The following is a 14886-nucleotide window of genomic DNA, read 5'->3' as shown; positions in this document are numbered from 1 at the left end:
TGGAAAAGGCCTTGAACGATCCGGTCTTCTCCACTGCCCATACAGTTAAAAGCAGTTTAAAAGAGATTACCTATTTCAGACCGGCTTCTTTGTAGTATTTCATGGCACCGGAATGAATTGGAGCGGAAAGACCGGTCAGCATGTCTTCTTTTGTAAGACCGGCATAAGCTGGGTGCAATTTTGTAAATTGTTCAAAATTCTCAAACACTTCTTTTGTAATGGCATAAACCACGTCGTCCGGTACGTTGGCAGAGGTGACAAAGGTGGCTTTTACGCCAAATGTCGGGACGGCTGCTTCGGTATTGGCCGCACCTGGATAGTTTTTCATCAGCGTGGCAGCCTTTGCATAATAAGGATATTTTTCCAACAGGCTCTCGATATTTAAAATTGGAACAAATTTGACCTTGCGTGTCCCTGAAGTGGCTTCTTTATAATATCCGGAAGGATGTCCCACCGTATAAAATGCGGCATCAATCCTACTATCCTGAATCAATCCGGGGGCTTCGGCAGCTTTTAAGCTTTCCGCATGGAAATCGGTCTCCCAATTGATCCCGTTGGCCGCAAGCGCATCAATGGCATTCTGGCGATATCCGGATCCAAGATTACCAATATTGACCCTTTTCCCCTTGAGATCCGCAAGGCTGTTAATATTGGCGTCTACCGCCGCAATGAGGTCAACTGTTTCTGCATGGATGGAAAATACAGCGCGCAGGTCTTTTTGAGGGCCTTTATCGGCCCAGTCAGCAACCCCTTTTACCGCCTGGTACTGACGATCTGACTGCGCCACGCCAAAATCAAGGTCTCCGGCTAAAATGGCATTGATATTAAAAACAGAACCGCCGGTGGATTCAACAGTACATCGGATGCCATATTCTTTTCGCTTTTGATTAACGATCTTGGCAATGGCACCCCCTGTTGGATAGTATACCCCAGTAATTCCGCCCGTTCCAATGGTCACAAAGGTTGTTTTTGCCTGGACTTGAGTTACAGTGGTTCCCAGAAAAAGGACCGCTCCAAATAAAAGTGCTGTGGTTAGAATTAATACTTTTTTCATCTTTACCTCCTGATTTAAGTGTTAAAGATATAATTTAATGGCGCTATGTTAAATATTCCGCCTCCTTTCACTTCAGTTTGTTGAACAAGATTAATAAAAATTGACATTGCCTTTCCAGAGCGGATCGGACAACAGAAAGACCGTTTATAAAAGTTACAATCCTGCACCCTATTTGTAAAGTCTAAATCCTCACTTTTGCGGTCTTATTTTTTGAGTATGATCCTGGCATCCACAACATCCAGTCCTTTTTCATAGAGAATCACGGGGTTCAGGTCCATTTCCTCAATTTCAGGATAGGCTTCAATCAACTCAGAGCACATGGCGATTAATTTTTTCAATGCATTTTTATCATATCCTTTCTGACCCCTTACCCCATCTAAAAGGATAGAAGAACGGGTGTCTTCCAACATTTTCTTACAAGACGTCGGATTGACAGGCAATACCCAGAACGTCACATCCTTCATGATTTCAACCATGATCCCCCCCAGTCCATACATGATGACCGGGCCGAACTGTTCATCCACTTTGGTTCCGATAATGATTTCAAGTCCCTTTTGTGCCATTGGCGCTACAAGGACGCCCCTAATATCGGCATCCGGGTTATAGGCCATGGCATTTTTTATGATCTGCTGGTAGCCTTTTCTAATGTCACTTTCAGAACTCAGGTTCAGCATCACCCCGCAGGCATCGCTTTTATGCAGGATATCCGGCGAAACGATTTTTAATACAACGGCCTTGTTCATTTCCCGGGCAATTTCCCATGATTGATCTTCAGTTCGTGCCACCTGCCCCACCGAGGTCGGTGCGCCATGAAGCTGGATCAATCGTTTTGCCTCATGTTCTAACAGCCCATGACGGTTCTCCTTTTTTGCCGTTGCAATGATCTGATCGCCCTCTTTCTTTGCCTTGGCCCGCCAGTTAAACACAAAATTGGTTTTGGCATGATAGGATTTCAGATAACTCCCATATTTACATAGTGAGGCCACACATTTGCATGAAATATCCAGGGAATCATGAACCGGAATATCATAATGCCGCAGCAAATCCAGGGCATGGGACTCGTAGGAACTATAAAGTGAATGCACAATAATCGGTTTATTTTTCTTTTTTACCATGGCCCCGAATCGATGGGCTGCCGCCTCTTCTCCAAAGGCCAGGCTTTTTTCAAACCGGATACCATATCCGCCAAACAGCCCCACGACCAGAAGCCCCCCCACATTGGGATCCTTTAAAATAATTCTGGCACAATCTGCAAACAGGCTGGGATCTGCATCTGTCCCGCCGGCCACATCAACAGGGTTCACAACGGATGCCGACTCGGGAAGAATTTTTCTTAAATTTTCTTGGGTTTTGTCAGATAATTCCGGCAGATGGATGCCATAATCCGTCAAAAGGTCTGCGGCAATGGTGGCATGCCCCCCGCCATCGGCCAGAATGGCAATAGAATTGGTCTTAATGGGTGGCTGGCTTGAAAGGGTTTCCGCTACGGGGAAAAGCTCATCTGAATTCTCAATAACAATAATGCCGGCACGCCCATAGGCCCGATTTGCCACTTCGCTCATTCCTGCCAGAGAGCCGGTATGTGACCCAGCCGACTTTTTACCTGGGGCGGACCGACCGCTCTTTAAAAGGATAATCGGTTTTTTAATACTTGTTTTATGGGCTTCCTGGAGAAATTTTCGCCCCTCACTCATTCCCTCGACATATATGAGAATGGATCGGGTGTCCGGGTCATTCCTGAAAAATTCAAGGTACTCATGGAACTTGACATCCGACTCGTTCCCAACACCGACATAATAGGTAAACCCCTCGTGCTTGCGGATGGTGGCCTCTGTAATGAGGGTCAACGCCATATTTCCGCTCTGGCAGAGCAGGGCAATATTTCCTTTGGGAACGTTCTGGATGCCCACAAGGTTCATATTGGTTTTAAGATTTATCATGCCCGACGTATTGGGTCCGATCAATCTGACACCCGTCTGTTTTGCCACGGTGACAACTTCGCTCTCAAGCGCTTTCCCCTTGGCACCCAGTTCCCTGAAACCGCCAGCAATGATGACGGCACCGGCAACCTTCTTTTCACCGCATTTTCGTAAAATATCCGGAATTGTCCTGGCAGGGGTTGTAATCAAGGCAAGATCAATGGGGGCTTCAATTTGGGAAATATCTTTATAGCACTGAATGCCCAAAATCATCTCCTCTTTTGGGTTTACCGGATAAATCTTCCCTTCATACCCATCTGCCAGAAGTGTTTTAATGGCCTGAAAACCCCGCTTTGTTTTATTTTTTGACGCACCGATAATGGCAACGGATTTGGCATTGAGAACGTTCTCTAACATTTTATTTCCTTTGATTATTTTTTTCGATTCTCGAAATCATCTAAAGACTGTTCCCGTTCTTTGGAAGAAACACAGGCCAGACAGGCTTCAATCTCATACTCCATCAATGCCTCAAGGCTGCACTCTCCCTGCGCCATGAGAAAACCCTTTTTAATAAGCTTCAAAGAAAAAGCGGAGTTGGCAACAATTTTGTTTGCCATGGCAAAGGCTTCATCCATTAACCTGTCAAGGGGAACCGCTCGATTGACCAATCCAATTTTTTGCGCCTCTTCCCCGGTAATATTTTCTGCGGTAAAGAGAAGTTCCCTTGCCTTGCCCGGACCCACAAGATCCTGCACAAGCCGGAATGCCCCCCCGGTAACAGAAGAGGTTACCTTTGCCTCAGGAGATCCGATCAAAGCTTCCTCGGCCGCAATCCGGATATCACAGGCCAGGGCAAGTTCATACCCCGATCCCAGTGCATACCCGTTAATGGCCGCAATGGTGGGTTTTTCAAACCGAATGATTTTCCGCGATACTTCCTGCAGCGATTCAAGGTATCTTCGATACGCCTCAATGCTTCTGTCTTTTGAATCCTTAAGGTCTGCTCCGGTAGAAAATGCCCGGCCCTCACCTGTAAAGATCAAGGCCTTTATTGAATGATCCTGTTTTGCGCTGTCAAGGGCATCCTGCATCTCAATCCAGAGCTGTCGATTCATGGCATTGAGGACCTTGGGCCGATTGAGCCGAATCAGGCCAACCTGATCTTTTTTTTCATAAATAATGCATTCATAATCCATGGCATTCACCTTTCATTATTATTTTTACTGATTTGAATTCAATATGGTTTGAGTTATTTCGTCAACTCTTTTCTTTATAAAAAAGGCACTTTCAGCCCACGAAACCCGTTAAGGCGCCGTTTTCAGTCACTGGATGTGGATGCGATCCGTTTATCCGCATGGCCCACAGCTGTATCGCAATAAACCATATAAGAAACTTCGACTATTACGAATTAACTCAGCTTTCGGGGGTGGCCATTTGTGCTTGGGTCAGGCTTTCTTTAAAGCTGAAGACCGAGAGTTGAGGAATTAACAAACCAGCAGTCGCGCCAGAGCCAGTGATGTGAAAGAAGGGGGTATAGCAGAATAAAGATATTTCAAGCCCCCTGCCCTGCCAGGCCATATAACCTGTGGAAAACCCATTTTATGGTGAGTTGAAATACCTTTATTCAGGTTCGATCAAACAATCAATTGTTCATTCCTGGAACAATAATTCTGGATTGCTCCGCTTTTTTCTGCTGTGCCTGCTGAGCCTGCATCTGTTTGAAACTCTCTACCACTTTCTGGGTTTCAGCTTCCATGGCTTTCGGAAACAGGTCCATGGCATCTTCAAGTGTCTTGGCCTCAAGGATGGCCTGGATCGGGATAGGACCCTGGGGAGTGGAAAGCTGGGTTCGTCCCAGGAAAATAGGCTCCCGGCTGGTGTCTTCCGATCCGTCAACGTGCACCGGCACCATTCGCTGTATATTGGCAATCTTGAGATCTGTGACGGATTCTTCCCGATAGAGGTTTTTTTTGTCCACTACAAAATCCAGTTTGCCGGGTTGTCCAATGTTGCTGTTCATATGCTGTCTCCGGTTTTAAAGTTAAAAAAAAAGAACCCTGATTATGTCATCAGGATTCTTCTTCATTCTTATCGTTTTTTCAGCATAATCGCAAGGAAAGATTCATTTTTCCATCCGTTGCCCCGGATAACCATCGCGGCCGGGAACTGACAAACGCATCTGGTTTTATCGGTTAATCCGTTTTTAAAACAGAAAGAAATGCTGATTGAGGGATTTCCACCGACCCGACCATTTTCATCCGTTTTTTGCCTTTTTTCTGTTTTTCAAGCAGTTTTCGCTTCCTTGAAATATCCCCGCCATAACATTTGGCGGTTACATCTTTCCTGAAAGCCGATATGGTTTCCCGGGAAATAATTTTCCCGCCGATCGCACCCTGAATGGGAATTTTAAACTGCTGTCGCGGAATTTCTTCCCTTAATTTCTTGCAGGCATTCCTGGCCCTGGCTTCGGCTTTATCCCGATGTATCAGCTGAGACAGAGCATCCACCCGCTCTCCATTGATAATAAAATCAAGCCTTACAAGGTCTGTCTCCTGGTATCCGGCAATTTCATAATCAAAGGACCCATATCCCTGGGTCACACTTTTGAGTCGGTCATAAAACTCATATACCACCTCGGCCAGCGGCAGTTCAAACTTCATTTCCATGCGGTTACTGGTCAGGTACTGGTAGTTTTTGCTGACCCCCCGAAATTCGTGGCAGACCTGCATGACATTCCCCATATATTTGTCCGGCACAATAATGGCAGCGTTAATAAACGGTTCCCGAACGTGGGAAATTTCCGCCGGATCAGGATACTGAACCGGGTTATCAATAATTTTTACCGTACCATCCGTATAGGTGATCTCATACTGGACCGAAGGCGATGTCAGAATAAGGGAGACATCGTATTCCCTTTCAAGCCGTTCCTGAACGACTTCAAGATGCAGCAGTCCTAAAAATCCACACCGGTATCCAAACCCAAGGGCTGCGGAACTGTCTTTTTCATAAATCAAGGAGGCATCATTGAGCTTAAGTTTTTCCAACGCATCAGTAAGTTCCTCATAATCATCAGATGCCACCGGATACATGGAGGAAAACACCACCGGTGTCGGTTCCCGAAAGCCCTCAAGGGGTTTGTCACAGCGTCTGCTGGCCATGGTAACCGTATCACCGGTTTTCACATCACTGATATTTTTAATACCCGCAATAAAGTAGCCCACCTGCCCTGCAACCAGTTCCTCTTGAGGATGCCGCAGGATCTGGAAGAATCCCACCTCTTCAACTTTATACTGGGCATCATTGGACATGAACTGGATTCTATCCCCTTTTTTAATGGTGCCTTCAAAAATCCTGAAATGGACAATGGTCCCCCGGAAGGCATCATAATGAGAATCAAATATCAGGGCCTTGAAAACAGAATCCTCCGATGAAACAGGGGGGGGAATTTTTCTGACAACGGCCTCAAATATTTTATCAACCCCCATACCGGTCTTGGCAGACACCATCAATACATCATCAGCGCTCAGCCCAAGGTCCTCCTCAATCTGATCTTTGGCCAAGTCGATTTCAGCAGACGGCAGGTCGATTTTATTGATCACCGGTATAATTTCCAGATCGTGCTCCATGGCAAGATATAAATTTGCCAGGGTCTGAGCTTCAACCCCCTGACTGGCATCCACCAGTATCAACGCCCCTTCGCAGGCGGCCAGGGCCCTGGATACCTCGTATGAAAAATCCACATGCCCTGGTGTGTCAATAAGGTTTAACAGGTATTGTGTGCCATCTTCCGCCGTATAGGGAAGAGACACGGTCTGACTTTTAATCGTAATGCCCCTTTCCCTTTCAATATCCATTGAATCCAGTATTTGGTCTTTCATATCCCTGTCCGAAATAATGCCGGAAAGTTGAATCAATCTGTCTGACAGGGTAGACTTTCCATGATCAATATGGGCGATAATGCTGAAATTTCGAATATTCTTTATCTGTTGCTTCAATTTTACTCCAAACTAATATATTGACAAACACCACGTATCCCGATAAGTTTTATGTTATATTTATCAATTGAGTTGAAAATAGTCAAGAAAAGCTCGCATTAGAGACCATAACCATGGAGAAAACAGGTGCCCTATTCTATCCTTATCGTTGATGACGACATCGCCATTAAAGAGTCTGTTGAATCGTACCTGAAAATTTCTAGTTATACGGTTAGAACTGCCTTGAATGCAGATGACGCATTAAAAATCCTGGAGTCCTTTGAAGCAGATGTTGTCCTGACGGATATCCGGATGCGTGGCATGGACGGACTGGCACTCACCCGGAAGATAAAAGAAATGTATAATACGGATGTCATGGTCATGACCGGCTACAGCGCCAAATATTCCTATGAAAAAGCGGTTCAGGCAGGTGCCAGCGACTTTATTTTCAAACCCTTTCGCTTTGAAGAACTTGATTTGCGAATCAAAAGGGTTTTAAGGGAAGCTGAATTTAAAAAAGAACGATTAAAGCTTTTAAAGGAACTTGAAAAACTGGCCATTACCGACGCATTAACCGGACTGCATAACTCGCGACACTTTTTCTCCCAAATAAAAACGGAGATCAAGCGGTATAACCGGTATTCCCGTTCCCTCTCATTGCTCATTCTAGATATTGATTTTTTCAAAGTCTATAACGATACCTGGGGACATCTTGAAGGTGACAAGGTGCTGATGGGAATTGGAAAAATCATTGATTCCTGCATGAGATCCATGGATACAGCCTATCGGTATGGCGGTGAAGAGTTTGCCATCCTGTTGCCGGAAACCCGTCTCCAAAAGGCCTGTGTGGTGGGTGCAAGGATAAAAGACAGCATTAGTTCTCATCTCTTTGAACCGGAACCGGGTATTCAACGATCGGTCACTGTCAGTATTGGTGCCACCGAACTTGCGGAAGGAGAAAATCTTAGATCCTTTATCGGCCGGACGGATAAAGCCCTTTATAAATCAAAGGAAACCGGCCGGAACAAATTAACCTATATCATTCCAGAACCCAACACCCCTTAACCCTGGCCACTTGGATTCCGGCCAGGATAAAAGATTCTTTGGCAACAATGACTCCCTTGCCGGAGACCGATCAGGACAAAATTGATTCGGTTGTAATATCACCCAGTCCCGAATCTTCAAACAGGGCCAGCTTGATTATATTGTCTATTGTATTGCCCGTCATTTCATTATCTTTATTCGGTTAAGGTTTTCCTTTAGTTTGTTATTTTTTTCCTCCAGATCGACGTACTGGGAGTTTACTTTCTGAATGACATCTTCCGGTGCCTTTTCAAGAAAACTTTCATTGTTTAATCTTTTCTGGACAGCCAAAAGTTCTTTGGTATTTTTTTCAAGTTCTTTTTCAATCCGGCGAATCTCCTTATCAAAATCAATCACCCCTTCAAGGGAGACAAAACAAGTGGTATCCCCAATAACAGATGATGCACAGGAAGAAGGGATGTTATCCGCGTCACAGAAATAAAAGCTTTCCAGGGAGGCCAGATTCACAATCATGGATTTATTTTCAGCAATAATGATTTTTTCTTTTTCATCCGTTGTATAGGCAAGGACTTTTATTCGCATGGACAGCTGAATATTCATCTCGCTTCTAATATTCCGGATACCGGAAATCAGACCAAAAACAAACTCCATATCCTTTTCAACGGTTTCATCCCTGAGGGTTTCATACGCTTGTTCATTATACGGGTATGTCGCGGAGAGAATAGAGCCATTGGTGGTCGGCAGGATGCTGTAAATTTCTTCGGTCACAAAGGGCACAAACGGGTGGAGCATGATCAGAATATCTTCCAGGACTTTTGACAGAACACTTCTGGCGCAATCTCTTCTTTGGACGCCCTCTTTCTCATAAAGTGACGGTTTGGCGGTTTCCAGAAACCAATCGCAAAACTCATGCCATACAAACTGGTATAAGGCTGATGCTGCTTCATTAAACCGATACGTTTCAATGCCGTCTTTCACCGCCAGGGAGGTATGGGCACATCGGGAAAGAATCCATTTTTCAGACAACGAAAGCTTTTTATGCTCTATGGTAACATCTTTTGGCGTAATGTGCATAAGGGCAAAACGAGAAGCATTCCAAAGTTTGTTCACAAAGTGTCGGTATCCTTCCACCCGCGATTCAGACATTTTAACATCCCGTCCCTGGGCGGCAAAGACTGCCAGGGTAAATCGGAATGCATCCGCACCATGTTCATCAATCACCTTTAACGGATCAATAACGTTCCCCACGGATTTACTCATCTTTTTTCCATGCTCATCCCTTACCAGGGCATGGATATAGACATCATTAAAGGGGACTTCATCCATAAAATGAATCCCCATCATCATCATCCTGGCAACCCAGAAGAAGAGAATATCAAAACCGGTTACCAGCACATTGGTGGGATAAAATGTTTTTAAAAGATCCGTATCATTGGGCCACCCCATGGTTGAAAACGGCCAGAGCGCGCTTGAGAACCAAGTGTCCAGGACATCTGGTTCCTGGGCAATCTCAGTGGACCCACAGGCCGGGCAGCACGTCGGATCAGTCTCTTCGACCATCACTTCATTACAGGCCGGGCATTTCCATACCGGGATTCTGTGACCCCACCAGATCTGACGTGAAATACACCAATCCCGGATATTATCCATCCATTCAAAATAAGTTTTTGACCAGGTTTCAGGGATAATACGGGTTTTTCCAGAACGAACAGCATCCGATGCTTCTTTGGCCAGGGGAGCGACCTTGACAAACCATTGTTTTGAAATGGAGGGTTCAACAACGGTTTTGCACCGGTAACAATGTCCCACGCTATGCTTCAAAGGCTCTTGTTTCACCAGCAGCTTCAGTTCCTTAAGGGCTTCAAGCGCCTGCTGCCGACATTCAAACCGATCAAGCCCCTTGAATCGACCGGCACCGTCAAGCATTAATCCGTCATCATCAATGACTTTTAACTTTTCAAGTCCATGTTTTTCTCCCAGGTTAAAATCATTGGGATCATGGGCAGGCGTGACCTTTAACGCACCGGTTCCAAACTGGGTATCCACATACTCATCCCGGATAATCGGGATGGCCCTGTCTGTCAACGGCAGCATTACATGGGTCTCTTCAAGATCCTTAAACCGTTCATCATGTGGGTTGACCGCTACGGCTGTATCCCCAAACAACGTTTCAGGACGGGTAGTGGCAACTGTCAGTCCCTGTTTTTTGTTCACAAAAGGATATCGGATATAATACAGATACGCATCTTTTTCTTCATGCTCGACTTCAAGATCTGCAAGGGCGGTTTTGCATCGGGGACACCAGTTGATAATATACTGGCCTTCATAAATCAGTCCTTCTTTATACAATCGTACAAACACCTTGCGGACTGCATCGGAAAGGCCTTCATCCATGGTGAACCGCTCACGTTCCCAGTCACAGGAAGCACCCAGTCTCTTGAGTTGATGGATAATGGCACCGCCGGATTTTTCGCGCCATTTCCAAACCTGTTGGATAAATGCCTCCCGACCCAACTGATCTCTTGTCTGCCCCTTTGCAGCCAGATCTCTTTCAACCACATTCTGGGTAGCAATTCCGGCATGGTCTGTTCCCGGCATCCAGAGGACGTTATACCCCAAAAGCCGTTTGTATCGGCACATGATATCCTGAATAACATTATTCAAGGCATGGCCCATGTGAAGTACACCTGTGACATTGGGCGGTGGAATCACAATTGAAAAGGCAGGTTTGTCGCTTTTATCTTCCGCTTTAAAAAATCCATTATCAAGCCAGTAGGCATACCATTTTTCTTCAATGCCCGATGGCTCATATCCTTTATCCAGAGAACCGGAACCCATAAATCAACTCCTCAAACCCATATTAATGAAAAAGGGGATCATTCGATGAATCCCCATAACCTTTTTTATCTATAAAATTGCCAGAACTCAGACGTTTTACATCTGATCAAGATCTTTGAGCAAACGTTTCTTGATCCTGGCAATTTCCTGTTCAACCACTCGTTCCATGACCTCAAACAAAAGGGTATCAATTTTTTCGGCAAATTTTTTCTCAATGACCCGTTCCAAAGCAGCCGCTATCTGTTCCTGGGTCACACTCGATTCCCAGGCAGGTTCAATTGTTTCAATAGGCGCCATCGGCACTTCGTCCGCTGGTGAATCTATTTCAATTTCAAACCCTTCGTTGAAATCAATTTCATCTTCTATTTCAAAATTTTCTTCATCTTTAACCGGCGTTTCTTCAACAATGCCCAGATCAAGGTCGATAGTCCCTTCTTCAACAATATCCGTCAATTCAATCAGATCTTCTTGTGTTGCCGGGTCAAGCCCCTCCTCAACGATATCCGTCAGTTCGATGATATCCTCATCTGTCTTATCCATACCCAAAATATCATCATCCCAATCTGTCATAAAGGCCTCACTTTATTAGATATTAAAAACAATACCCTTTTCGATATCCTTAGAACGTCAAAAAATACCAAAGCCAGATCAAAGTGTCAACCAATTAAACTAGCGGGAACCGTTGGCAGACATAGATAAAAAACTCGTTTACAATATCATTGCTTTGTTTTAAAAAATCATATGATGCAAAAATTCATTATTCCAAAAATTGATGACATTCCTTCAAAAGCGACTATCCATGGCCAGGATGCAAAACACATTGCACGGGTTCTCAGGCTGAGCCCGGGAGATCCCATCGAAGTCACGGATGGTGATGGCAGGGACTATACAGCGCAGATTGAGTCCATCTCGCCGGGAAATATAGACATTTCAATTCTGAACAGATATGACTCATTAACAGAATCTCCCCTTCAGATCACCCTGTGCTCAGGTATGCTGAAAGACAAAAAAATGGATCTGGTCATCAAACATGTGACCCAACTGGGCATCGGTCAGTGGATCCCCTTTTTTTGCGAACGCTCGATTCCCACCCCGGATGCAAAACGGATGGAAAAACGACATTTACGGTGGCAGACCATTGCAGGAGAATCTTTGAAACAGTGCCGGAGGAGTCTGCTTCCGAAAATATCAGCACCATTGAGCTTTGAAAAGCTGATAGATCATTCTGCTGCCTATGAATTAAAAATTGCTTTCTGGGAAAAGGCCACACAAAAACTTGGTTCACTGAAAAAAAATCCAGCCAATATTATCATTTTAATCGGCCCGGAAGGCGGGTTCTCAGAAACTGAAATAAACTTGGCAACAGAAAAAGGCTTTCTATCCTATTCTCTTGGACCCAGGATTTTAAGAGCTGAAACCGCTGCCATTTCAAGCTGCACATTGATTCAGCACATCCTGGGGGACATCTAAAATCAAAACTTTTTGAATATTTTTCAAACATTTTCCTTGACAGGACAGGCCAAAAAGAATACAAACCGTTCTGTTGTTGAGCCCAGGTAGCTCAGTCGGTAGAGCAGGGGACTGAAAATCCCCGTGTCAGCAGTTCAATTCTGTTCCTGGGCACCAGATTCAAAAGGCCTTTCAGTGATTTTCATTGAAAGGCCTTTTTCTTTCAGTATCACCGTGTGAGACTTTGTGTGAGACTTTTTTTATTTTTGATCTCATTTTCATAAGACCTTCTCCATTTTCTGATGGCGTTGTCACTGACACCGTATTTCCTGCCTGTACCGGCATATCCTAATTTTTCGATCTCTTGACATAAGATCTCATACTCAGGACGCTCAACTTTACGTTGCCAGTATTCTTTATGCTTGTTGATAGGGTTGCCTGATACTGTGGACTGGTCAGCCGAATAAAGCTTTAGATTTCCAAGATTTTCCATTGCCTTTCTTTCAGCCTCACCTATCGAATGCAGATAACCTTCGGTTGTCTTCCGGTTTGTGTGACCCAGAATACGTTGGATTACCCCAATAGGCGCATAGGAACAACACATTAGGGATATCTAAACCATCCGTAGGCGGATGGTTTGTAAAAAAGATTAATTTGCCGATTGACCGAAACAACTTCACGCGGTATGTAATTCGTGAAATTTGCACCTAAGGAGGATTTGTATTTGGCACTGACAAAAGCAGAAATTGTTGAACGAGTATCAGAGAAAATCAATCTCAACTCATCCGAAACAAAAGACACTGTCGAAGCTTTACTTGAAATAATGAAATCCACTCTGGCATCCGGAGAAGACGTTATGATTTCAGGATTTGGAAAATTCCAGGTAAATCAAAAGGCGCCCAGGAAAGGAAGGAACCCGGCCACTGGTCATGATATGATGTTGGGTGGGAGGAAAGTTGTGACGTTTAAGTGTGCGGGCAAACTTCGGGACCGAATCAATGGATAAAGTTGATCCCAAAGCTTATAGCCTGCCTCCTCGAACTGTTTTATTGAAGGATAATCACAATAATTTTGTCCTTTTTATCGACAGAAAAAGTCGAATCATAATGAAAGATGCCTCCGTTATCCTTGAGAAAGCAGGAAAAATCAAAAGAATTACTCCAGATGCCACAATCACTTTAGAAACAACAGCCCCAGTATGCAGCAAGTCAACTAAATTTTTGACTGATAATGGCATTGATGTCATTTTAAAAGAATAATGCAACCAGTCATTCCAGATAAAAAGGAATTCATCGCTCTTACAACCATTAAAATGCCTTATGGTAAATACAAAGGATTTCGCTTTGTTGATCTTCCAGATCCCTATCTTGTTTGGTTTTCACAAAAAGGATTTCCAGAAGGAAAGCTGGGCCAGATATTACAGTCAAGGGCAAAGATCCAGCAGGCCGTTTTTTCGCGCCAACCTGGAAAATGGTCATGGGGTCAAAAGAAAAAAAATCTCTTGGGATGAATATCGGCAGATGTATCGAAAGCTGATGCAAAATTCTTATCTGGAGCATCGGAATATCTGGGATGAGATTTTAAGCCGGGATGAAGTAACCCTTGTATGCTTTTGTAAAACTGGGTCGGATTGTCATCGATATCTTTTAGCCGAGTATCTGGAAAAACTTGGAGCAGAATATATGGGAGAAAGGGTTTAGTGACATCTGAAAGAGATTGGTCAGTATACCTGTTGCAATGCTATGATCGCTGGAGATAGGATCGAAATCCGTGGTTTCTGTTCCTTTTTTCTCAAACAATATATAGGGTGAAGCGATAGAAATCCTTTGCCCGGAATTAAAAAAGTGTAAAATTACTGGTATTGAATAGCAGGAACGATAACTCTGATACTTTTATTCAAACCATTGTCCAACAACGTCAAACCAAATCCATTCTGTCGTCTTAATGTCTCAAAATTATCTATTTGCTAAGGTTTTATATCTGGCTTATCCCATCATTAATCCCGAAAACGACCATCATATAACGGCCTGAAAATATCCTGAAATTAAAGGTTGTGCAATGGACGATAACTTCTTCAGCATATCACCTCTTCCGACAACCAAACAAACCTGGATTAAATCTGATCAATCTTGGTGGAATTGGTTCTGGTTAATACTGTGTTGGTTATGGCTTTGCTGGTTAGCGCTCATGCACATGAAATTAAATCTGTGAAAGCCTTCGAGCTTTGGTTGGAAATGGTTAAGATCGGCTGTGTTTTTTATATGTTGAATATGGAAGAATTGCCGGGGATGATACCCTCGGCCCATATGATGGAATTGAAAATTCGATTTTTAAAAACCTGACATACCATATATAGGGGTGCTCAAATTTTGTTTGGACTGAGTCCTCGATGATCAAGTTTTTTGAGTCCGCACTCAAGATATTGCAAAATGCAAAACTTTTATGTTTAAGATCAATCATATCCGGAATCATCTGCTTGTTCGATTAATGTGTGAAACCGGGGCAAGAATCAATGAAATTGCCAATATCTGTGTTGGTGATATAAAACTCAAAGAAAAAGCTATTCTTTTATCTTGGTCAAAAACTACACCAAGACCAGTTTTTTTCA

15 protein-coding genes and 1 tRNA gene are annotated in these 14886 nt (G+C 44.0%); 8 read left to right on the top strand and 8 right to left on the bottom strand.

Translation table 11 applies throughout. From position 1 onward, the window contains the following. Window positions 1–70: 70 nt before the first annotated feature. The 5 genes from Q1Q15_RS22155 to lepA form a co-directional block, all read right to left on the bottom strand. On the bottom strand, window positions 71–1054 hold the full coding sequence (locus Q1Q15_RS22155) for a TAXI family TRAP transporter solute-binding subunit (protein WP_300464752.1): 984 nt from the start codon (window positions 1052–1054) through the stop codon (window positions 71–73). Between the two features lie 203 nt (window positions 1055–1257). Continuing rightward, the gene (locus tag Q1Q15_RS22150; RefSeq protein ID WP_300464750.1) at window positions 1258–3390 is read right to left on the bottom strand and encodes an acetate--CoA ligase; all 2133 of its coding nucleotides are present in this window, start codon (window positions 3388–3390) and stop codon (window positions 1258–1260) included. A 14-nt stretch (window positions 3391–3404) separates the two neighbouring features. Continuing rightward, window positions 3405–4169: an enoyl-CoA hydratase/isomerase family protein gene (locus tag Q1Q15_RS22145; RefSeq protein WP_300464748.1), complete on the bottom strand. Its 765-nt coding sequence runs from the start codon at window positions 4167–4169 to the stop codon at window positions 3405–3407. A 446-nt stretch (window positions 4170–4615) separates the two neighbouring features. Then, window positions 4616–4993 (bottom strand): cytoplasmic protein, encoded by a 378-nt coding sequence (locus Q1Q15_RS22140; RefSeq protein WP_300464746.1) that lies wholly within the window; start codon window positions 4991–4993, stop codon window positions 4616–4618. 172 nt (window positions 4994–5165) lie between these two features. Next, a complete protein-coding gene (lepA, locus tag Q1Q15_RS22135; RefSeq protein WP_300464745.1) occupies window positions 5166–6968 on the bottom strand; it encodes a translation elongation factor 4 in 1803 nt (600 codons plus the stop codon). Window positions 6969–7094: 126 nt separating this feature from the next. Between lepA and Q1Q15_RS22130 the strand changes: the two genes are divergently transcribed. Then, window positions 7095–8012: a diguanylate cyclase gene (locus tag Q1Q15_RS22130; protein ID WP_300464743.1), complete on the top strand. Its 918-nt coding sequence runs from the start codon at window positions 7095–7097 to the stop codon at window positions 8010–8012. 159 nt (window positions 8013–8171) lie between these two features. On the opposite strand, the gene Q1Q15_RS22125 is transcribed toward Q1Q15_RS22130, so the two are convergent. Continuing rightward, complete coding sequence (locus Q1Q15_RS22125; protein ID WP_300464741.1) at window positions 8172–10829, bottom strand: valine--tRNA ligase; 2658 nt, start codon at window positions 10827–10829, stop codon at window positions 8172–8174. A gap of 96 nt (window positions 10830–10925) precedes the next feature. Continuing rightward, entirely contained in the window at window positions 10926–11399 is a 474-nt protein-coding gene (locus tag Q1Q15_RS22120) for a hypothetical protein (RefSeq protein WP_300464739.1), read from the bottom strand. Window positions 11400–11570: 171 nt separating this feature from the next. On the opposite strand from Q1Q15_RS22120, the gene Q1Q15_RS22115 reads away from it, so the two are divergent. Continuing rightward, on the top strand, window positions 11571–12299 hold the full coding sequence (locus tag Q1Q15_RS22115) for a 16S rRNA (uracil(1498)-N(3))-methyltransferase (protein WP_300464737.1): 729 nt from the start codon (window positions 11571–11573) through the stop codon (window positions 12297–12299). Between the two features lie 80 nt (window positions 12300–12379). Next, window positions 12380–12455 (top strand) — tRNA-Phe (locus tag Q1Q15_RS22110). Between the two features lie 52 nt (window positions 12456–12507). Here the strand turns inward: Q1Q15_RS22110 and Q1Q15_RS22105 are convergent. After that, window positions 12508–12771 (bottom strand): hypothetical protein, encoded by a 264-nt coding sequence (locus tag Q1Q15_RS22105; protein WP_300464735.1) that lies wholly within the window; start codon window positions 12769–12771, stop codon window positions 12508–12510. A gap of 231 nt (window positions 12772–13002) precedes the next feature. On the opposite strand from Q1Q15_RS22105, the gene Q1Q15_RS22100 reads away from it, so the two are divergent. The 5 genes from Q1Q15_RS22100 to Q1Q15_RS25580 all read left to right on the top strand — a co-directional run. Next, window positions 13003–13284 carry an integration host factor subunit alpha gene (locus Q1Q15_RS22100; protein ID WP_300464733.1) on the top strand — a complete coding sequence of 94 codons (282 nt, stop codon included), beginning with the start codon at window positions 13003–13005 and terminating at the stop codon, window positions 13282–13284. Further along, a complete protein-coding gene (locus tag Q1Q15_RS22095) occupies window positions 13277–13537 on the top strand; it encodes a hypothetical protein (RefSeq protein WP_300464731.1) in 261 nt (86 codons plus the stop codon). Before Q1Q15_RS22100 ends, Q1Q15_RS22095 begins: the two co-directional genes overlap by 8 nt. Continuing rightward, window positions 13537–13788, top strand: coding sequence for a DUF3820 family protein (locus Q1Q15_RS22090; RefSeq protein ID WP_300464729.1), 252 nt, complete (start codon window positions 13537–13539; stop codon window positions 13786–13788). Before Q1Q15_RS22095 ends, Q1Q15_RS22090 begins: the two co-directional genes overlap by 1 nt. 10 nt (window positions 13789–13798) lie before the next feature. Beyond that, window positions 13799–13978 (top strand): DUF488 family protein, encoded by a 180-nt coding sequence (locus Q1Q15_RS22085; RefSeq protein WP_363321032.1) that lies wholly within the window; start codon window positions 13799–13801, stop codon window positions 13976–13978. 742 nt (window positions 13979–14720) lie between these two features. Continuing rightward, window positions 14721–14886: tyrosine-type recombinase/integrase (locus tag Q1Q15_RS25580; RefSeq protein WP_363321033.1), on the top strand; the 166-nt coding region annotated here is incomplete at its 3' end.

Source organism: Desulfobacula sp. (genome assembly GCF_030145145.1).
GTDB lineage: Bacteria > Desulfobacterota > Desulfobacteria > Desulfobacterales > Desulfobacteraceae > Desulfobacula.
Note: the sequence above shows the minus strand (reverse complement) of the source record. Positions and strands in the feature narration are given on the sequence as shown.